This is a genomic window from Bacillus safensis FO-36b (assembly GCF_000691165.1).
GTDB classification, from domain to species: domain Bacteria; phylum Bacillota; class Bacilli; order Bacillales; family Bacillaceae; genus Bacillus; species Bacillus safensis.
Window position 1 is genome coordinate 473474 of the sequence record NZ_ASJD01000003.1, and the last position, 22023, is coordinate 495496.

Genomic DNA, 22023 nt, shown 5'->3' on the forward strand with positions numbered 1-22023 from the left:
AAGTTCTGTCTTTGCTTGAAATAACGACTTACGCCTCAGTCTGACTAGCTTGACAAGTATTTCCGACACAATTACAATGGGAATGTATCACTTGTTTTTCTTAACATGATTGATAACTAATTTAAACTTGACAAGGGCAGTGAGGATCTCATTCCCTGTGAAGGCCCTGTATGTTGAGACACAAAACAATGTACATGCCGACACTTTATTTGTAAAACCAAGTTCATAGCAAGAGGAGGTGAAAATATGTCGCCTACGATGTTTACGATCATCTCCATTTTGCTGAGCCTAATCTGTTTAGTTGTTGGCTACTTTGTTCGTAAAACCATTGCAGAAGCAAAAATATCCGGCGCAAGAAACATGGCCGAACAAATTGTTGAGGATGCAAAGCGTGATGCGGAAGCATTGAAGAAAGAAGCGCTCTTGGAAGCGAAAGATGAAATTCATTCGTTTCGTGTAGAGGCGGAGCAAGAAGTTCGTGAAAGACGAAATGAGCTTCAAAGACAAGAAAACCGTTTACTTCAAAAAGAGGAAAATCTTGATCGCAAAGACGAATCTTTAGATAAACGGGAGTCCCTGTTGGAGAAGAGAGATCATTCTCTGAATGAACGACAACAACATATTGAAGAGATGGAAAGCAAAGTGGATGATATGATTCGTTTGCAGAAAGCCGAGTTGGAACGTATTTCAAGTCTAACTCGAGATGAAGCGAAACAAATCATTCTGGATCAAGTTGAAAATGAGCTTTCCCACGACATTGCAGTCATGACGAAAGAATCTGAAAACCGAGCGAAAGAAGAGGCTGACAAAAAGGCGAAAAACATTCTTTCACTTGCGTTACAGCGTTGTGCAGCTGATCATGTGGCTGAAACAACGGTATCTGTAGTCAATCTTCCAAATGATGAGATGAAAGGTCGTATTATCGGACGTGAAGGACGAAATATCCGTACGTTAGAAACGTTAACAGGTATTGACTTGATCATAGATGATACACCTGAAGCTGTTATACTATCGGGCTTTGATCCGATTAGACGTGAAACAGCGAGGATAGCTCTGGACAAGCTAGTCCAGGATGGCCGCATTCATCCTGCACGAATTGAAGAAATGGTGGAAAAATCACGCCGTGAAGTCGATGATTATATCCGTGAGATGGGTGAGCAAACGACATTCGAAGTCGGAGTTCACGGTCTGCATCCGGATCTGATCAAAATTCTCGGCCGCTTAAAATTCCGTACAAGTTATGGACAAAATGTCCTGAAGCATTCAATTGAGGTTGCACATCTTGCAGGTCTCATGGCTTCAGAGCTTGGAGAAGATGCAAAGCTTGCAAAACGAGCAGGTCTTCTGCATGACATTGGAAAAGCCATTGATCATGAGGTAGAAGGAAGCCACGTAGAAATTGGCGTTGAGCTTGCGACGAAATATAAAGAGCATCCTGTTGTCATCAACAGTATTGCCTCTCACCACGGTGACCAAGAACCGACATCTATTATCGCTGTTCTTGTTGCGGCAGCTGATGCATTATCTGCAGCACGCCCTGGTGCAAGAAGTGAGACACTTGAAAATTACATTCGGAGACTTGAGAAATTAGAAGATATCTCTGAATCTTATGAAGGTGTTGAAAAATCGTTTGCGATACAGGCTGGACGTGAAGTACGTATTATGGTGAAGCCAGATTCAATTAATGATCTTGAAGCTCACCGTCTAGCAAGGGATATTCGTAAGCGAATTGAGGACGAGCTCGATTACCCTGGTCACATTAAAGTGACAGTCATTCGAGAAACTCGCGCAGTAGAGTATGCAAAATAGAGCGGTGCGCTTAGCGCCGCTTTATTTTTTTGTGTAAATATGCAACACTGATAAGAAGATCAATTTAAAAGAGAAAGGGTTCAAAAGCGCATGAAAATATTATTTGTTGGAGATATCGTCGGTTCACCTGGCAGAGACACACTGAAAGAATACTTGCCAAAGCTGAAGAAAAAATATCAGCCGCACTTTACTATTGTCAACGGAGAAAATGCTGCTCACGGGAAAGGTCTAACTGAAAAAATCTATCATGAGCTGCTGCAAGCAGGAGCTGATGTGCTCACAATGGGTAACCATACATGGGATAAAAGAGACATTTTCGATTTCATCGATGATGCAGCAAATATGGTCCGACCTGCTAACTTCCCAGAAGGCACACCTGGAAAAGGTCTCACCTTTATTAAAAAACAAGGAAAAGAATTGGCTGTCATCAACCTGCAAGGACGTACGTTTTTACCGCCAATTGACTGCCCATTTCAAAAAGTAGATGAATTAATTGCGGAAGCATCCAAACGGACACCGTTTATTTTTATTGACTTTCATGGTGAAGCCACAAGTGAAAAGCAGGCGATGGGCTGGTATACAGACGGCCGTGCATCATGTGTCGTTGGAACGCATACACATGTTCAAACAGCAGATAACCGCGTATTGCCTAAAGGAACTGCGTATATTTCAGATGTCGGGATGACAGGACCTTATGATGGCATTTTAGGTGTTGACCGAGAAACGATCATTAAACGATTCAAAACAAGTCTCCCAGTCCGGTTTGAAATTGCAGAAGGCCGCACGACGTTAAGTGCAGTAATCGTAGAAATTGACGAACAGTCGAAAAAAGCTGTCAAAATTGATCGAATTTTGATAAATGATGACCATATTTTCTTTGAATAAATGTTCACATATTTATTTCAGAAAAATATTAATCAGAAAGAAGGAATATGCGCCCTCTATCGTGAATATAGTAAAAATGGTAGGTAGCCTGCTATTTTTGAAAAACATTTTGGGGATGGATTTTCAAAAAAATAGCATCATCTAACAAAGATTGTTCTAATGAACACTCACTTATCCATTGTAAATTTAAGGGGGAGCAGAAATGGAAATTTTAAAAGTTTCAGCAAAGTCAAATCCGAATTCAGTAGCAGGAGCATTAGCCGGCGTTTTACGTGAACGCGGTGCAGCGGAAATACAAGCAATCGGCGCTGGAGCACTGAATCAGGCGGTTAAGGCTGTCGCCATTGCAAGGGGATTTGTCGCGCCAAGCGGAGTGGATTTGATATGCATTCCAGCCTTTACTGACATTCTGATCGATGGAGAAGAAAGAACAGCCATCAAATTGATTGTTGAGCCACGATAATTCTAATTTTATTATTTTCAACCTGCTTACATCATGTAAGCAGGTTGTTTTTGTTTACCGCTATACATTTCTTATATAACATATTCAGTTCGTGAAATAGATAAAAATGACATATTAGAGCTTGCATTTTTTCACCATGATGATAAATTAAGATTAAGTTGAATTTACTTCATCAAAAATAAATATTTAAGTAGGTGAAATAATGTTCGAAGCTTTTTTGAAAAGAGGAAAGCTAGTTTTTATTTTATTTTTTATCGTTCTCATTGCTGGCGGCTATTTATTCGCGCAGCTTCCTAAACGAGAACTGCCAGAATTCGAGGCGAATCTCGTCACGATTTCTACCGTTTTTCCTGGTGCAGATGCAAAACAGGTGGAAAGAGATGTCACCAATAAGCTGGAATCAGCCCTATCTGATATCAACGGTGTAGAGAAAACGAGCTCGATTTCAGCCATTGGTTTCTCAAATATTGTGATTGAAATTGAGGACCAAGCCGACTTTCAAAAGGCGGCAAGTCAAATTAAGAATGAAACCACAAGTGCTGCGTCGTCTTTTCCTGATGGGGTGATGGAGCCGGAAGTAAAGGATGAATTTGGCAGCGTGCCGGTTGGTTCTTATATGATTGTGTCGAGTGAATCATCGGACTTAGCAAAGAGTCAGAAATCGCTGCGTGCATTGAAGGAAAAAGTGGAGGACATCAAAGGGGTAGACAGTGTCGTTATCAAAGGCTTCAATGACAAACAAGCGATATTAAACTTAGATTCAAACAAGCTGGAGGGTGAAGGGCTCAATGTAACTGATGTCACAAATGCCATCAATCAAGAATTTGACACATCTCCACTAGGCGATATTCGGGCAGGCAAAGAGAAGGTGAAGCTGTCCATCGATACATATGACCGCTTAGATCAGGTTAAAAAGATTGAGCTTTTTTCTAAAACGAAAAGAGAGCCGGTCACAATTAGTCAGCTTGGCAGTTTAAAAGAAGTAGAAAAACAGAAAAGTGATATTGTGTCGTATAACGGAAAGCCCGCTTATTCATTTACTGTGAATATTAAACCAGGGCTTGATATTCCTAAAATGTATGACAAAGTCAGTGGTGTCATTGAGAAAGAAAAGCAGCTGCCAAACGGGGTGGAGTGGGTAGACTACTATTCACAAAAAAGTGAAGTGGATACCATTTTCAATGATTTAATAAAAGAAGCCATTATTGCGGTCATTGCTGTCATAATTGTTACCACACTTGGACTCACGATTGGCGGGGCGTTTATCGTTTCACTAGCCATTCCGCTATCGATTACAATTGGAACGATTCCGCTACCATTTTTACAAGTGGACCTCAATCAAATTTCGATCATCGGCTTTATTATTGCCTTAGGGATACTTGTCGATGATGCCATTGTCGTCAATGATAATATTTTAAGACAAATGAAAAAATACGAAAGTCCGCTTAAAGGAACAATTGCAGGAGTGAAAGAAGTCGCAGGATCCATTTTGACATCAACACTAGCTGTTGTATTTGCCTTCCTGCCGCTTGTTTTCCTATCAGGTGCAAACGGTTCATTTATTCGGGCATTACCGTCTGTTCTAGTTACGACTGTGCTTGCATCCATGGTGATTTCTCTGACACTTGTACCGGTCTATCAATATACTGTGAACCGGAAAAGAAAGAACAAAAACAGTCAAAAAGAGCCGGGATTCCTAGGGAAACCATTAAAAAGGCTGGCTGATTTCTATGCAGACCGTGTGCTGACAAACATTGTGAAGCGGCCGCTCGTTATTGGACTAAGTGGTTTGCTCGTTGCAACGCTTGCTTTTTTACTTATTTTCGTCACACCATTTGAATTTTTCCCTGCGGCGAATAAGAAAGAAGTGGTCGTCACTGTCACACTTCCAAGTGAAACAACACTAGACAAAACAAATGAAACACTAAAGAAAATAGAACAAGAGATCAAACGGCAAAAAGGCATTGAAGAAACGGCGATTTTTGCAGGCGGCGGTGTGCCGAACCTGTTTAATGAAAGTATTTCAAATGCAAGTGACCACACCGGTCAAGTTGTTGTGAGAGTAGACAATGATCAGATAACTAGTAAGGCATTGATAGATCGTATGACTGAGCCTTTGCGAGAGAAATTCAATGAGGCAGAAATCTTTATGAAAACCATTGTTCAAGGGCCGCCATCTGGAGCACCAGTGACAGTAACGGTTGCGGGTGAATCTTTTTCAAAGCTCATTGATGTCAAAGAAACGCTGACAAATGAAATGAAAGACAAAGGGGCAAGCTTGATTACGGACGATGTCAATCAGCCGGTGAAAACGATCTCCTTTGAATTAAACCGCGAGCGAATGGCAGAGGATGGGCTCAGTGCTCAATTTGTCAGCAGACAGCTTGGTCTTGTGACAGAAGGAATTCCATTAGGTACCTTTCAACAAGGAACAAATGATATCGATTTAGTGGTGAAACAGGATATAGGCACACATCAAAATGGTTTAAAGCTAAAAAAAATGAATGTGCCTGTGAAGACAAATGAAGGCGGTATGCCTCAACTTGAGCCGCTTAGCCGATATGTAAAAGAAAAAGAAACAGAGCAGTACGAAAGCATTCCACATGAAAATGGAGTGCCGACCATTACGCTGAAGGCGTATCCCGGTGCATCAGATTCGTTTAAAGACGATATGAAAGAAGTCGTCAATCAAGTAGGAAAAAGCGCTGCAGCGAAGGATTTGACCATTTCACAAGGTGGAGAAAATGAAAATCAGACCCAGTTCTTTATTGAAATTAGTCTCTTATTTGCAGTTGTCTTGCTGCTCATTTATGTGACCATCGCATTCCAGTTCAATTCATTGATGCTTCCGCTGTTAGTTCTAGGAACTGTTTACTTAGCCGTATCAGGAGCCATTATCGGACTATTTGTTACACAAACACCATTCAGCTTTATGGCAACAATGGGAATTGTCTCATTGGCTGGTATTGTCGTCCGAAATGCGGTCGTCCTCTTCGAATTTATTGAGCAGCGGCGCAAGCAAGGGTTTGATCAACAGACAGCTGTCATTGAAGCAGGAAGAGCAAGGATTAAGCCAATTCTCTTAACAGCATTTACGGCACTTGTTGCACTAATGCCTGTTGCATTAAGTCATGATCCACTCTTTAAGCCACTGGCCATCTGCATTGTATCTGGTGTCTTTTTCTCAACAATACTGACATTATTCATTGTGCCAGCCCTATATGTTGCCGTTTCAAAGAAACGCTGACGATGAAAGCAAATCTCCGATCGAAAGGAGATTTGCTTTTTTTTTAGAAAAATATCCAAAAAAATATGTGGGGTGTTCATTTGTATTTATCTGGTGGACAGTGGTATTTACGACTAAAATAAGTCGTGTTAAAATCTGATTGGGAGAAGTTTTTTAACAAAGGGGTTGTACGTCATGTGTGGAACGATGAAAGCAATTGTTAAAAAAGAAAGCGCTTACGGAGCGGCGTTGATGGAGATGCCGATTCCAGAAATCAAAAATCATGAAGTTTTGATCCAAGTGAAAGCCACTTCGATATGCGGAACAGACGTGCATATTTATAATTGGGACGACTGGGCTAAGGGAAGAGTCAAAGCGCCCTACATTTTTGGACATGAATTTACTGGGGAAGTTGTTAAAGTGGGGAAGCAAGTCTCACGAGCAAAGGTAGGGGACTTTGTATCGGCTGAGACGCATGTTGTATGTAATCAATGTTATATGTGCTTAACAGGGCAGCAGCATTTGTGCAGTGAAACGAAAATTTTAGGGGTAGACATTGATGGCTGTTTTGCTGAATATGTCAAAGTACCTGAACAAAATGTGTGGCACAATCCAGCCCAAATGCCGGTTGAGCTTGCCTCTATACAAGAGCCGCTAGGAAATGCTGTTCATACTGTACTGCACACACCTGTTTCAGGTAAGTCAGTGGCAATTTTTGGCTGCGGACCAATCGGTTTAATGGCAATTGCTGTCGCAAAAGCCTCCGGGGCTGTTCAAGTGTTCGCTGTTGATAAAAATGAATACAGGCTCGATCTTGCCCGAAAAATGGGTGCAGATCATATTGTAGATATTGGAAAAGATGATCCAGTCGCGATGATTAAGCAGCTCACGCGGATGGAAGGGGCAGACGTGATGTGTGAGATGTCAGGTCATCCAGCTGCCATTAATCAAGCACTCGAAGCTTGTGCAAATGGAGGAAAAGTCAATATACTAAGCTTGCCAGAACGGCCAGTGACAATTGATATTACGAATCAAATTGTTTTTAGGGGATTAACCGTGCAAGGGATCACGGGGAGAAAAATGTTTGAGACGTGGCGTCAAGTATCTGAGCTGTTAAGAACGAATACCATTGATGTAAAGCCAGTTGTCACTCATACACTGCCATTTGAAGAGTTCCAAAAGGGATTTGAACTTATGCAAAGCGGTACGTGCGGAAAAGTCGTACTGATGATGCCATCATATCAAAGGGGGAAGAAATGATGAAAGAATTCACGTATTTACAAGATGAATTGGACACAATGAAGCAGCAAGGCACCCACCAAACTTTGAAAGAGATTGACTCAAAACAATCATCCACTGTTACATTAAATGAACAATCTGTCATACAACTCTCCTCAAATAACTACTTAGGCCTCACCTCGCACCCAAGGCTGATGAAAGCAGCAAAAGAGGCGATTGATGAATTCGGTGCGGGTACAGGATCTGTACGAACCATCGCCGGCACAATGACAATGCATGAACGCCTTGAAAAAAAGCTTGCTTCATTTAAAAAGACAGAAGCTGCTCTTGTGTTCCAATCAGGCTTTACGACCAACCAAGGGGTCTTATCCAGTATCCTGACAAAAGATGATATTGTCATTTCAGATGAACTAAATCATGCCTCCATTATTGATGGAATCCGATTAACCAAAGCAGATAAGAAAGTATACAGTCATTCTAATATGGAAGAGCTGGAGAAGATTTTGAAGAAATCAATGAATTACCGCGTCCGCCTCATCGTTACAGACGGTGTGTTCTCGATGGATGGAGATATCGCGCCACTTCCTGAGATCGTCAGGCTCGCAGAAGCATATGATGCATTTGTGATGGTAGACGATGCGCATGCCTCGGGCGTGCTTGGCGAGAATGGCCGCGGGACGGTCAACCATTTTAAACTCGACGGCAGAGTGCACATTCAGGTCGGGACACTTAGCAAGGCTGTCGGAGTGCTCGGCGGCTACGTGGCTGGTTCAGCGGTTTTAATTGATTATTTAAAGCATAAAGCAAGACCGTTTTTATTCAGCACCTCACATCCGCCAGCTGTGACTAGAGCGTGTGAAGAAGCAATTGAAGTGCTGTTAGATGAACCGAAGCGAATCGATACACTTTGGGAGAACGCCGCTTATTTTAAAGAAAAAGTCATCAGCCTTGGATTTCAAGTCGCTCCAACAGAGACACCGATTATCCCAATCATGATTGGAGACGAAGCACTTACTTTTCGTTTCTCAAAGGCTTTAATAGAACGAGGCGTGTTTGCCCAAGGCATCGCCTTCCCAACTGTAGCAAAAGGCAAGGCAAGAATTAGAGCCATCATCACAGCCGAGCACACAAAAGAAGAACTAGACCGGGCACTGACAATCATTGAAGAAGAAGCAAAAAAACTAAACATACTTGATTGAGAGAGCGCAGGCTCTCTTTTTTTTGACGATATTCTTTCCAATTTTCATCAAATCTACCGTTTGTTATGTATAATGTATGTAAAAAGATCTATTGGGGTAAGTGATGAGACAAATGTTATTTAATAAAGAAGATTTTTATAAGCAATATTTAGATTATAAGAGCAATGTAATAACAGATAAGAATCACCCTTTTCACAAAATGTTTAATAAAGAGATACCAAACAAAATTCAAAATGAATTAGAAAAACGTCATATGAAAAATTTGGATAGAATCGATATTAAAGCATCTACAGGAAATGGAAAAGTTTCAGAGTCTATTTGGATAGCGTTTCTAGACCAGCTCTTAACAAAGAATCAAAAAACAAATAAAACAACAACACAAAAAGGATTATATATAGTCATTTTATTCGCTAATAATGGCAAAGACTTTTATTTATCGATTGATTTAGGTACTGAAAATCTATCTCTCAAAAAGATTGAATATGAAGCGAGTGTTTGGCGAGAACGACTAAAACCTCAATTGATGAATAGTCCTAATTTAAAAGGATTTGAAATAGGTGATTTTTACTTAGGAGAATCTGATAGACCTAAAAAATATGCAGCAGGTTCTTTGGTATTTAAAAGGTATAATATTGATACATTTAATCAATACGAATTTTTAAAGGACATATATAACTTAAATGAATTTTTTTATGATTTTATTTTCGAAATATATTCGAATCCGGATCTTCATATGGACACAAAGATTAATAAGAGTATAAAACGAAAAAGAATCATCCATAGAGACGTTTATAAGCAATTAAGAGAAGAAAGAGCCAAGCAAAATGAAGAGACAGGTCGAATAGCAGAGAAATTTGTTTATGATATGGAAGTAGAGCAATTAAAAGCAGCGGGTCAGGAGCAATTAGCGAAAAATGTCAATTGGTTAGCCGAGGCGGAGGATGGTCATGGATTTGATATCAAATCTTATTACCCTGATGGAAAAGAAAAACTTATAGAGGTGAAGGGTTCTAAACTTGCTCATCAAGACTTTCCTTTCTTCTTATCTGAACAAGAAAGAATGGTAGCAGAAGAGGAAAAAGAAGCGTATGTGATTACTTTAGTTGAGAGTGTCGGTACAAAGCAAATGAAGATTGTAAAAGAAATACAAAATCCTTTGGAGAAAGATAACATACTGTTAAAACCTATTCAATACTCATGCAGAATCCGGGTGGATTGAAAAGTGATGACACATATGATTTATTTTCAATTCATCACAAAATAGTCTATACTGTAGGGTGGAACTTGGTTTGAAAGGAGTACAAATTCATGAATGAAGAGCAGAGAAAAGCGAGCGGACAAGTAAGTTCATCGGACAAAAAATCCGAGAAGGACTACAGCAAATATTTTGAAGCTGTGTACATTCCGCCTTCCTTAAAAGATGCAAAAAAACGGGGTAAAGAAGAAGTTGAATACAATCAATTTCAAATTGACGAGCAGTTTCAAGGGTTAGGAAACGGCCGCAAGTTTTATATTCGCACATATGGCTGTCAAATGAATGAGCATGACACAGAAGTGATGGCTGGTATTTTTATGGCGCTTGGCTATGAACCAACAAACTCAACGGAAGATGCAAATGTCATCTTATTAAACACTTGTGCTATTCGTGAGAATGCAGAAAATAAAGTGTTTGGAGAGCTTGGTCATTTAAAAGCATTAAAACGTGAAAAGCCAGATTTAATTTTAGGTGTCTGCGGATGTATGTCACAAGAAGAATCTGTCGTGAGCCGTATTTTGAAGAAACACCCATTTGTTGACTTGATTTTCGGCACGCACAACATTCACCGCCTGCCAGAGCTGTTATCTGAATGCTACCTTTCAAAAGAAATGGTGATTGAGGTTTGGTCAAAAGAAGGCGACGTGATTGAGAACCTTCCAAGAGCCCGTCAAGGTAAAATCAAGGGCTGGGTGAACATTATGTACGGCTGTGATAAATTCTGTACATACTGTATCGTGCCTTACACGCGCGGCAAGGAAAGAAGCCGCCGCCCAGATGAAATTATTCAAGAGGTCAGACGTTTAGCGGCAGAAGGATATAAGGAAATTACCCTTCTTGGTCAAAACGTGAATGCATATGGAAAAGATTTTGAAGATATGGAATATGGTCTTGGCCACCTGATGGATGAGCTGCGAAAAATTGATATTCCGCGTATCCGTTTTACAACAAGTCACCCCCGTGATTTTGATGATCACTTAATTGAAGTCTTAGCCAAAGGCGGAAACCTTCTCGATCATATTCATCTGCCAGTTCAATCCGGAAGTTCTTCTGTGCTGAAGCTTATGGCGAGAAAATATGACCGTGAGCGTTACCTTGATCTTGTGCGCAAAATCAAAGAAGCTATGCCGAATGCTTCATTAACAACGGACATTATTGTTGGGTTCCCAAATGAAACAGATGAGCAGTTTGAAGAAACACTTTCCCTCTATCGCGAGGTTGAGTTTGATGCTGCTTATACATTCATTTATTCTCCAAGAGAAGGAACGCCTGCAGCGAAAATGAAAGACAACGTGCCAATGCGTGTGAAAAAAGAACGTCTGCAGCGCCTAAATGCACTTGTGAATGAAATTTCTGCGAAAAAAATGAAGGAATATGAAGGGCAGATTGTCGAAGTATTAGTAGAGGGTGAAAGTAAAAACAACCCTGAGATCCTAGCCGGATATACAAGTAAAAGCAAGCTTGTGAATTTTAAAGCACCAAAAGAAGCGATTGGCAACATCGTCAAAGTGAAAATCACACAAGCCAAAACTTGGTCTCTTGACGGAGAAATGGTTGGAGAAGCTATCGAGGTGAATTAAAATGACACTTTATTCAAAGAAAGAGATTGTCGAGCGCGCAAGAGAGCTCGCTAAAATGATTTCTGAAACGGAAGAAGTTGATTTCTTCAAAAAAGCAGAAGCGCAAATCAATGAAAATACAAAAATTTCAACGATTATTAATCAAATTAAGGCGCTTCAAAAACAAGCTGTGAACTTAAAGCATTACGGCAAACATGAAGCCTTAAAGCAAGTCGAAGAAAAAATCGATGCCCTGCAAGAAGAACTGGATGACATTCCAGTGATTCAAGAATTCAAAGAATCACAAATGGAAGTCAATTCCCTGCTTCAGCTTGTAGCGCACACGATTTCGAATCAAGTAACAGATGAAATCATTCTTTCAACCGGCGGTGACCTCTTATTAGGAGAAACCGGTTCAAAAGTGAAAAACTCATCACCAAGTTGCTCCATTAAATGAGAAAACCCCGCAGATGCGGGGTTTTTTGCTTTCATATTAACATTTTTTGAAAAGCACTACCCATTCTTTTTCATGCTTCATCGTCTCCAAACCTCTCACTCTCCAACTTTTCCAATTTTCAAGGCAAGTTTATGGGCGACCATGCATACACTGAAACAGAAATGAATTTAATTGAACATGAAGTTCAAAATCGTGACACACTAGACGAATGCCCAGCATAAGATAAAACGATCAAGAACAAGGAGGCATGCCGGAATGTCTGAATACAGAGAAATTATTACAAAAGCGGTGGTTGCAAAAGGGAGGAAATTCACCCAAAGCACACACACCATTTCTCCATCGCAAAAACCAACCAGCATCCTAGGTGGTTGGATCATTAATCATAAGTATGATGCTGAAAAGGTCGGTAAAACCGTTGAGATCGAAGGAACATTTGATATTAACGTATGGTACTCTTACGCCGACAACACGAAAACAGAAGTCGTCACAGAGCGTGTGAAGTATGTAGACATCATTAAACTGAGATATAAAGATAAGAATTTCCTTGATGATGAGCACGAAGTAATTGCGAAAGTATTGCAGCAGCCCAATTGCTTAGAAGTGACCATTTCTCCAAATGGCAATAAAATTATCGTTCAGGCAGAGCGTGAATTCATTGCTGAGGTAGTCGGTGAAACAAAAATTGTCGTAGAGGTCAATTCAAGCTGGAAAGAAAAAGATGATCACGAGTGGGAAGAAGAAGTGGATGAGGAGTTAGAGGATATTCATCCAGAATTCCTAGCAGGTGAGCCAGAAGAGTAATGAATGACTAGGGCGCATATCCCCCTAGTTTTTTTGTGCCTGATCTAGGAGAAAAAAGGTGATTTTTTATGCTATAATTAAAGATGGTATGAATTCGAAAGTAATATAGTGAGGGATTAGAAATATGGCAAGTTATACGCCCATGATACAGCAATATTTAAAGATCAAGGCAGATTATCAAGATGCCTTTTTATTTTTTCGCCTAGGCGATTTTTATGAGATGTTTTTTGATGATGCAAAGGAAGCCGCGCAAGAACTAGAAATTACGTTAACAAGCAGAGACGGCGGCACAATTCCAATGTGCGGCGTTCCTTATCATTCTGCGTCTGCATACATAGAACAGTTGATTTCAAAAGGCTACAAGGTCGCCATTTGTGAGCAGGTGGAAGACCCTAAAACGGCAAAAGGTGTAGTCAAAAGGGAAGTCGTTCAACTGATTACACCAGGAACCGTCATGGATGGTAAAGGTTTAAGTGAAAACGAGAACAACTTTATTGCGTCTGTTACCAGCTTTCAAAATGGGTACGGTCTTGCGCTGTCAGATTTATCAACAGGTGAAAACATGGCGGCATTCATCGATCGATTAGATGAAGTCGTATCAGAAATTTATTCTGTTGGTGCAAAAGAAATTGTGGTGTCAAAGCAGCTGGATGAGGAAACAATCAAAACCCTTAAAGAACGCTGCCAAGCGACCATTTCATACGAAGATAGTGATGAATTATTAGATGAAGCTGAACAGCTCATTTCCCATCTTGATGAAAAGTTAAAAACAGCATTTTTAACACTATATGCCTATTTAAGAAGGACGCAAAAAAGAAGCTTGGACCATCTTCAGAAAGTTCAAGTATTTGAGCTTGAACAAACGATGAAAATCGATCTTTACTCAAAACGAAACCTTGAATTAACAGAAACGATTCGTTCAAAAAGCAAAAAAGGCTCTTTATTATGGCTGTTAGATGAAACAAAGACAGCGATGGGCGGCAGACTGCTCAAACAATGGATCGACCGGCCGCTCATTCGCCTTTCGCAAATTAACGAGCGTCAGGAAATGGTGCAGATTCTGATGGATCATTTCTTTGAGCGAGAGGATCTGCGCGAACGATTAAAGCAAGTATATGATCTTGAGCGTTTAGCGGGCCGCGTGGCATTTGGCAACGTGAATGCCCGTGATCTCATCCAGCTCAAAGAATCCTTAAAACAAGTACCGGATATTAAACAACTCGTTCATTCATTACCAGAGGAAATGGCGAAATCAAGAGCGAATGAGATTGATCCTTGTGGTGACCTCCTTGATTTATTAGAAGATGCACTTCATGAAAATCCGCCGATGACGATAAAAGAAGGCAATCTGATTAAAGATGGGTACAATGCAAAATTAGATGAATACCGTGATGCCAGCCGAAACGGAAAGGACTGGATTGCACGGCTTGAACAGCAGGAAAGAGAATATACCGGCATTCGCTCCTTAAAAGTCGGGTTTAATAAAGTGTTTGGTTATTATATCGAAGTGACACGCGCAAATACACATCTGCTGGAGGAAGGGCGTTACGAAAGAAAACAAACGCTTGCCAATGCAGAGCGGTATATCACACCTGAATTAAAAGAAAAAGAAGCACTGATTCTTGAAGCAGAATCAAATATTAACGAATTGGAATATGAACTATTTACAGCTCTTAGGGAGCAAGTAAAAGGCTATATTCCTAGATTACAGCTGCTTGCAAAACAAATGAGCGAGCTTGATGCGCTTCAATGCTTTGCGACTGTCAGTGAAAAGCGCCGTTATATCCGGCCGGAATTCTCAGAGGATGATGTGGATGTCAAAGATGGCCGTCACCCTGTCGTTGAAAAAGTGCTGGATCACCAGGAATATGTACCGAATGACTGCCAGATGGGAAAAGGCAGACAAACCTTACTCATCACTGGACCGAATATGTCAGGGAAAAGTACGTATATGAGACAAATGGCGCTCATCTCGATTCTTGCGCAGATTGGCTGCTTCGTGCCTGCGTCAAAGGCGACGCTTCCAATCTTCGATCAAATCTTTACACGTATTGGTGCAGCAGATGATTTGATTTCTGGTCAAAGTACTTTTATGGTAGAGATGCTCGAAGCGAAAAATGCGATGGTGCATGCTACGAAAAACAGCTTGATTTTATTTGATGAAATTGGACGCGGGACAAGTACTTATGATGGAATGGCTCTTGCGCAGGCGATCATTGAATTTGTTCATGATCATATTGGGGCCAAAACCCTATTCTCTACACATTACCATGAGCTCACTGTCCTTGAATCTCAATTAAGCGAGCTGAAAAATGTTCATGTGCGAGCTGAAGAGCATGAAGGCACGGTCGTTTTCTTACATCAAATCAAAGAAGGTGCAGCTGATAAAAGCTATGGTATTCATGTAGCGCAGCTTGCGGAATTGCCTGATGCCATCATTAATAGAGCCCAGACTATTTTAACGGAGCTTGAGAGCGGATCACATGACTTGACCCCAACCGTATCTGCAGCACCAAAAGCAGAAAAGGCTGAAGAAAAACAGCAGCTATCTTTCTTTGAAGTAGAAGAAAAACCGCAGCCCAAAGCTGCCCTAAAACAGAAGGATCAAGCGGTCATCGACGAATTAAAGTCATTCAACCTAATGGATATGACGCCGCTTGACGCCATGACAAAGCTATATGAATTGCAAAAGAAATTATAATGTAAGGTGAGGTGAGCAGAAATGGCAAAGATTATTCAGTTATCCGATGACCTATCCAATAAAATTGCTGCAGGTGAAGTGGTTGAGCGTCCGGCTTCTGTTGTAAAGGAGCTTGTGGAAAATGCGATCGATGCAAAAAGTACAGTCATTGAAATCGATGTAGAAGAAGCAGGTCTTTCTTCTATCAGGATTATTGATAATGGTGTTGGAATCGATGCTGAAGATTGTAAGCTCGCCTTCCAGCGCCATGCAACGAGTAAAATCAAAGATGAAAATGATCTGTTTCGTGTTAGAACGCTCGGATTCAGAGGAGAGGCGCTGCCAAGTATTGCATCCGTCTCTCATCTAGAAATGAAAACAAGTACTGGCGAAGGAGCTGGGACACACTTAGCTTTGCAAGGCGGGAAGATTATTTCAGAGAAAAAAACCTCTGGCCGCCGCGGCACCGAGATTGTGGTCACCAATTTATTTTACAATACGCCAGCCCGCCTAAAATACATGAAAACCGTTCATACGGAACTTGGCAATATATCGGATGTGGTCAATCGAATTGCACTAGCTCATCCCGAAGTATCGATCCGTTTGCGTCATCAAGGGAAAGTTCTGCTACAGACAAATGGAAACGGAGATGTGCGTCATGTACTTGCGGCCATTTACGGGACAGCTGTGGCTAAAAAAATGCTGCCGCTTCACGTACAATCACTTGATTTTGAAGTGAAAGGATATATTTCCTTACCAGAAGTGACGAGGGCATCACGGAATTATATGTCTTCTGTTGTAAACGGCCGATATGTCAAACATTTTCCGCTCGTGAAAGCGATCCATGAAGGGTATCACACGCTGCTTCCGATTGGCCGCCATCCAATTACATTTATTGAGATGAAGATGGATCCCATTCTAGTGGACGTGAACGTTCATCCTTCGAAGCTTGAAGTGAGACTAAGTAAAGAGCAGGAACTTCATGAGCTGATTAAACAAGGAATTAAGGAAGTATTTCAAAAGCAGCAGCTCATTCCAAGTGCTTCAGCACCAAAAAAAGCACCAATGCCAGCTGTGAAAAATGAGCAGCAATCCTTAACCTTCGATGCGAAACAAGGAAAACAAAGCCCAGCGGAAACACCGCTAACCTATCAGCCGGAGCCGCTCGAATCGATCGTATACGAGACAAGTCATACCGATGCATACGGAATGCCTAAACAAGAGAAGACAGAAGCATCATCACCAGTATGTTATGAAGAAGCCTCATCTGAGCGTGTTCATTTAGAGGAATCCGCCGCTTCACTTGAATATGAAGAGACGGTACTGCACGAAGAAATGACAGAAACAATTCCTGAAAATGAGCGCGTCCCTGTGATGTATCCAATTGGACAAATGCACGGCACATATATTTTGGCTCAAAATGAACGAGGTCTTTATATCATCGACCAGCATGCGGCTCAAGAGCGAATCAAGTATGAGTATTATCGTGAGAAGGTGGGAGAGATCAAGCAGGAAGTGCAAGAAATGCTCGTCCCCTTAACATTTCACTACTCTAAAAACGATATGCTGATCATTGAAGAGCATAAGGATATTCTAGCGAAAGTGGGGGTCTTCTTAGAGCCCTTTGGTTCAGGTAGCTACATCGTTCGGTCGCATCCGCAGTGGTTTCCAAAAGGTGAAGAGGCTGAACTGATCGAAGAGATTATAGAGCAAGTGCTTAATGAAAAACGTGTTGATATCAAGAAACTGAGAGAAGAAGCGGCGATTATGATGAGCTGTAAAGGCTCAATCAAAGCAAATCGTCATTTGCGTCATGATGAAATCAAAGCCTTATTAGATGAACTTCGGCAAACGAAGGACCCATTCACCTGTCCGCACGGCCGGCCGATCATCATTCATCACTCGACATATGAGATGGAGAAAATGTTTAAACGGGTGATGTGATATAAAAAAAGCGCTCTAATCAGAGCGCTTTTTTATTTAGCATCCGCAAGGATCTGGCGGTGTGACCACAACTGGTCGTGTATTAATATCAATCGTATCTTCTGCATAAAATGTGGAACCGATGCTGATGGCTCGATTTTCTGCACGGAACGTATATGTACCTGCAGCAGGAAGTACTTTATGTGAAAGCTTTAATGTATATTTGGAAATTCCAAGTAAATCCAATCTGAGCGGGATACGAACGGTTTGTCCGTTGTTCAAAATGTAGCTGTCTTTTAATGCTTTACCGTTCATAATGTCTTTAGTTGTTGCTTGGAAACCCTTTGGCAGAGTGAACTCAACCGCACCAAGACTTAGAACAGAATTTGGGCTGTACGTCAGCTCAATGTCAGAAAAAGACCATTCCTGCTTACTTGCTCCTGTAATTTTTGCGTAAAGTGCAGCTGGTTTTGCATTGGTTGTTGCTTTGCCGGCTTCCTCAGCAGATGCAGAAAGCGGTACTGACAGTGCCATAACCAATGTGAGCATCCCCATCATAAGAATCGTCCACGTTTTTTTCATTTTTTCCTTCCCCCTTGTTGAATATAGGTAAATAATAGATGATTACACCCATTATTTACCTATAATGTTACCATATTACCATATGGTATTAAATGGGATATTATACCCTTATTTTGTCATTCTTTAGTAATAGCGGGGAAATAGCGCATTTGGTTGATTCATTCCGTAATAATGGCCTGGCATTTGCTGGTTTGTTGGCATCATCATATGCATATCTTGATAACCATATGGATGATGTGGCATCATCCCGTATCCACCATAATGGCCTAGATGATGATGGTCCTTCATTGGAACATGCTTTGAAAAGGTATCATGCTGATTTGGAAACGGTGAATAAACTGAATGATGATGTGGATGGTGCGCGTTATACACATCTTTTTTGCCGCTATGATAATGGTTTGGCATATTCATATGATCATGCATGTTTGGCGCGACCATATGCTCATGATTGGCTGTATACACATTTTCAAATGTGTGATAGGGATTTTCTTGGTGATAATGATTCATTTGGCTGTTCATATCGTTCATGTATATCTCATCCTTTATGTCAGGTTGCCATATCCTATGAGACAGATCTGCTTCATGAGCCTATCCATATAAAAGAAAAAAACCGGCCTTTCAGCCGGTAAAAGGAAAAGCAGGTAAAGCGTCAAGCCTTAAATTGTGTAGCTGTGTCTTCTTCTGCGACGCTTTTTACATCTGCTGCAGACACTTTTAGGAAAATAACAGGGATCGTAGCTTCGAGAGGTATCCCAAAAATCGCTCTCAAACCATTTATCTTTTTTATGACAAAACTTTTTTTCTTTACAAGGATCCTCATGGCAATGATCGTCATGCTTTTTATGGCAGTGTGAGTGGGAATGTTTGCACTTGCATTTGCACATTGTCATCCCTCCTAAATGTGACTCAATGCTAGTATATGCAAGAAAGAGTCATGAGGACTGGATGCTCTTGCTTCTTTTATAAAAAAAGGCCTTTTTCTGAAAAAACTCAAATAAAAAGAATTGACTAGTGCTAAATTAACATGATAAAATATAAATTTTTATCCTCTGATGAAATGTGTTATAATGATATTGTGAATACTTTCGGAGGTGGCGGATTTGTTTCAAATAGGTGATAAAATTGTTTATCCAATGCATGGAGCCGGTGTGATTGAAGGAATGGAAGAAAAAGAGATTTTAGGTAAGACGCAGGAATATTTCCTGATTCAAATGCCGAATATGCAGATGATGGTCCCAAAAGGCAGAATCAATCAACTAGGTATACGTCCGGTAGCAGATCAAGCAACGCTGAAAGTTGTGATGAACAATTTTGCAGAAGAAACAAACGACGACACGCTTACTTGGAAGCAAAGATATGATGAAAATCTGAAAAAGCTAAAAACAGGTGCGATCGAAGATGGTGCAGACGTTGTCAAAGATCTAATGAGACGAAATCAGAAGAAAGCATTAAATTCAAGTGAAAAGAAGATGCTTGAAGATGCAAGAGGTATGTTAGTGAGTGAGATTTCACTTGCACAGGGACTGACGCAAGATGAAGTGATGACAGCTTTAGAGAATGAATTAAGAATGTAATGATGATATACAGAGACTAGCTGTAAACTGAAGGGGGCACTCCTTTTGTTTACAGCTTTTTTGTTTGAAGAAAAGAGTAATATTGCCATTTTTGTAGGTGGTTTTAACTAAAATTGAAATGAGGTCATACGATTTAGTTTTTACGTTCACAACAAAAATTTAAAGACCTCTGAAATACCTAGATAACATTAAAAACAGGTAACTTCTCCTGATTCATTCAAATGAGCCGGACAACCTTTGAATTTTCTAAGCCATTGATAGTAAAATATTGCGGTAAGATGACACCTAAGAGAAAAAAGGAGCGGTGAAATGAAAAGGTTACTAATATGTGGATTCATCTTTCTTATTCTGTGTACTCTTTTAATGGTGAAATGCAGCCATTCTGTTCAAGAAAAAAAAGAGCAAAAGCAGCATCATCAAGAGGTAGAAAAGTATCAAAAAGAGCGAAAACAAGGCGATCAATATGAAAACTTTAAACAGCTCATGCGATATGAAAGAGACGGTTATGAGATAGAATTTCACGAAAAGGGCGGAAGTGATTTACTCGTATTTTCTCCTCATGGAGGTGACATTGAACCAGGAACAAGTGAAATTGTAGAAGCCTTTCAAGAAAGCTACTCTACGTATTTGTTTGAAGGTACAAAGCAAGACAATAACCGGGACCTGCATATCACGAGTACCAATTTTGATGAACCCATTTTGGTTCAAATGATTAAAACGTATCCTTTTTCAATTTCCATCCACGGCTATAAAAGTGATAAAAGACACACGCTCGTTGGCGGCACAAATGAAAAAATGCAAAGAGCAGTTGTACGAGAACTAAAAGATCGGGGATTTTCCGCAGAAATGGTACAAAAAGGCGAACGGCTTTCTGGTACAGATCCCAAAAATATAAATAATCGAAATGCGAGTGGTGAAAGCGTTCAGCTCGAAATTAGTACAGCGCAAAGAGAAGCTTTTTTTGACAATTTTGATACGAGAAAGGGAAAGAAAAAAGCATTCAGACGCTATATTAATGCGTTAAAAGAAGTGCTCAGAGAATTCGACCCTTCTTCGTAATAAAATTTTGATGGGCAAAAGTACTCTATTTAAACTTGGTAAAAAAGATAGGAATATGCGATTTGAACATAAAATATGTAATAACTTACAATTTGCCTTAAAAACATAAATTATGTAAAATAATAGTTATCAGTTTGATATGATAGAATGGGGCTGAAGTGGATGGCACACAAAATACCATCTTCCGAAGTAGGTGTAAAGATCAATCAATGGTACACGCATATTTGCAAATTTGAAGTTGAACAGGCAAACGGCATGAAGCGCCTTGTTGAAGAAGAAATTCATGATATGGAAGAGGATCAAGATTTACTCCTATACTATTCTCTAATGGATTTTCGCCATCAAATGATGCTTCAGCACTTAGCGCCAGTCCATGCAGGGAGTGAAACGCTTCAAGCAGTGTCCTTTCCTAAAGAAATTGACGATGCAGAAGATGAGATGACAGGCTTACTCGGCTATTATTTTCATTTTTTTCATGGAATGTATGCGTTTATCCAGCGCCGCTATATCGAGGCCATTTCATATTACAAGCATGCTGAACATCAACTGATTTTAGTGACAGATGAGATTGAAAAAGCAGAATTTTACTATAAAATCGCAGAAGTATACTATCATATGAAACAAACCTATTTCTCCATGCACTACGCTAAAAAGGCAAGAGACATCTACAAGAAACATCAGCTTTATGGAAAAAGAAGCATTCAATGTGATTTTGTCATGGCAGGTAATTGGATTGATGTTAATCAGTATCAAAAAGCGCTTCCTTATTTAGAAAAAGCGTTAAAGGTCTGTGAAGCGATGGAACAAAAAGAATGCACATCTTACTTTAAAGCAATGGCTCTTAATAACTTAGGCACTTGCCATTATAGTATGGGAACGTACCATACAGCGACTGTCTTTTTTGAACAAGCCATCTCACTTTATCAGAAAGATCAAGCATCCACGATGATCAAATCATTGTTTTCACTTGCCCTTACTTGTTTTAAACTCGGAGATATTCAGCGGGCGGGGGAGGCCATATCTACAGGAATGAAAGAGGCTTGTGTATTGGAAGATGAAATTTATCAGTTGAAATTCCAATTTTTGCAGGCGCTCTATATAGAGAAAGACGGCTGTGAGCAATTGAGGTCGGCCCTTTTTGGTCTGAGAAATAAAAAAATGTTTGCTGATTTAGAGGAATTAGCGCTTGATGCGGCTAATTATTATAAGGAACGCGACATGTACAAGGAATCCTCCACTTTTTTTGAGATTGTGATCGAAGCGCGTACGCACATTCAAAAAGGAGATGAGATGTATGAGAACGAAGCATAAC

The 22023-nt window shown here is 40.4% G+C and carries 17 protein-coding genes; 15 read left to right on the plus strand and 2 right to left on the minus strand.

The annotated features are described in order from the left end of the window. Positions 1–246: 246 nt before the first annotated feature. The 12 genes from rny (at position 247) to mutL (ending at position 17517) form a co-directional block, all read left to right on the plus strand. Positions 247–1809: a ribonuclease Y gene (rny, locus tag BA81_RS10220; RefSeq protein ID WP_003211958.1), complete on the plus strand. Its 1563-nt coding sequence runs from the start codon at positions 247–249 to the stop codon at positions 1807–1809. 90 nt (positions 1810–1899) lie between these two features. Further along, entirely contained in the window at positions 1900–2694 is a 795-nt protein-coding gene (locus BA81_RS10225) for a TIGR00282 family metallophosphoesterase (protein WP_024424109.1), read from the plus strand. A gap of 202 nt (positions 2695–2896) precedes the next feature. After that, positions 2897–3157, plus strand: coding sequence for a stage V sporulation protein SpoVS (spoVS, locus tag BA81_RS10230; protein WP_003211281.1), 261 nt, complete (start codon positions 2897–2899; stop codon positions 3155–3157). Positions 3158–3359: 202 nt separating this feature from the next. Then, the gene (locus BA81_RS10235) at positions 3360–6404 is read left to right on the plus strand and encodes an efflux RND transporter permease subunit (RefSeq protein ID WP_034281902.1); all 3045 of its coding nucleotides are present in this window, start codon (positions 3360–3362) and stop codon (positions 6402–6404) included. 174 nt (positions 6405–6578) lie between these two features. Then, complete coding sequence (gene tdh / locus BA81_RS10240) at positions 6579–7643, plus strand: L-threonine 3-dehydrogenase (protein ID WP_034281903.1); 1065 nt, start codon at positions 6579–6581, stop codon at positions 7641–7643. Next, positions 7643–8821 (plus strand): glycine C-acetyltransferase, encoded by a 1179-nt coding sequence (locus BA81_RS10245; RefSeq protein WP_034281904.1) that lies wholly within the window; start codon positions 7643–7645, stop codon positions 8819–8821. Before tdh ends, BA81_RS10245 begins: the two co-directional genes overlap by 1 nt. A 103-nt stretch (positions 8822–8924) precedes the next feature. After that, complete coding sequence (locus tag BA81_RS10250) at positions 8925–10040, plus strand: MrcB family domain-containing protein (protein WP_227001720.1); 1116 nt, start codon at positions 8925–8927, stop codon at positions 10038–10040. 89 nt (positions 10041–10129) lie between these two features. Further along, the gene (gene miaB, locus BA81_RS10255; protein ID WP_034281907.1) at positions 10130–11656 is read left to right on the plus strand and encodes a tRNA (N6-isopentenyl adenosine(37)-C2)-methylthiotransferase MiaB; all 1527 of its coding nucleotides are present in this window, start codon (positions 10130–10132) and stop codon (positions 11654–11656) included. Position 11657: 1 nt separating this feature from the next. Next, positions 11658–12092, plus strand: coding sequence for a regulatory iron-sulfur-containing complex subunit RicA (ricA, locus tag BA81_RS10260; RefSeq protein WP_008358013.1), 435 nt, complete (start codon positions 11658–11660; stop codon positions 12090–12092). A gap of 255 nt (positions 12093–12347) precedes the next feature. Next, positions 12348–12893 (plus strand): outer spore coat protein CotE, encoded by a 546-nt coding sequence (gene cotE, locus BA81_RS10265; protein WP_034281908.1) that lies wholly within the window; start codon positions 12348–12350, stop codon positions 12891–12893. A 124-nt stretch (positions 12894–13017) separates the two neighbouring features. Beyond that, on the plus strand, positions 13018–15594 hold the full coding sequence (mutS, locus tag BA81_RS10270) for a DNA mismatch repair protein MutS (protein WP_034281909.1): 2577 nt from the start codon (positions 13018–13020) through the stop codon (positions 15592–15594). Positions 15595–15615: 21 nt separating this feature from the next. Continuing rightward, positions 15616–17517, plus strand: coding sequence for a DNA mismatch repair endonuclease MutL (gene mutL / locus BA81_RS10275; RefSeq protein ID WP_034281912.1), 1902 nt, complete (start codon positions 15616–15618; stop codon positions 17515–17517). Positions 17518–17553: 36 nt separating this feature from the next. Here the strand turns inward: mutL and bslA are convergent, their stop codons facing one another. Beyond that, entirely contained in the window at positions 17554–18078 is a 525-nt protein-coding gene (bslA, locus tag BA81_RS10280; protein ID WP_024424102.1) for a biofilm surface layer hydrophobin BslA, read from the minus strand. Between the two features lie 123 nt (positions 18079–18201). Then, a complete protein-coding gene (locus BA81_RS10285) occupies positions 18202–18606 on the minus strand; it encodes a hypothetical protein (protein ID WP_034281914.1) in 405 nt (134 codons plus the stop codon). A gap of 572 nt (positions 18607–19178) precedes the next feature. Between BA81_RS10285 and BA81_RS10295 the strand changes: the two genes are divergently transcribed. The 3 genes from BA81_RS10295 (at position 19179) to BA81_RS10305 (ending at position 22022) form a co-directional block, all read left to right on the plus strand. Beyond that, complete coding sequence (locus BA81_RS10295) at positions 19179–19652, plus strand: CarD family transcriptional regulator (RefSeq protein WP_024424099.1); 474 nt, start codon at positions 19179–19181, stop codon at positions 19650–19652. A gap of 309 nt (positions 19653–19961) precedes the next feature. Continuing rightward, positions 19962–20711, plus strand: coding sequence for a poly-gamma-glutamate hydrolase family protein (locus BA81_RS10300; RefSeq protein ID WP_034281917.1), 750 nt, complete (start codon positions 19962–19964; stop codon positions 20709–20711). 162 nt (positions 20712–20873) lie between these two features. After that, the gene (locus BA81_RS10305) at positions 20874–22022 is read left to right on the plus strand and encodes a Rap family tetratricopeptide repeat protein (protein ID WP_034281920.1); all 1149 of its coding nucleotides are present in this window, start codon (positions 20874–20876) and stop codon (positions 22020–22022) included. Position 22023: the final 1 nt, after the last annotated feature.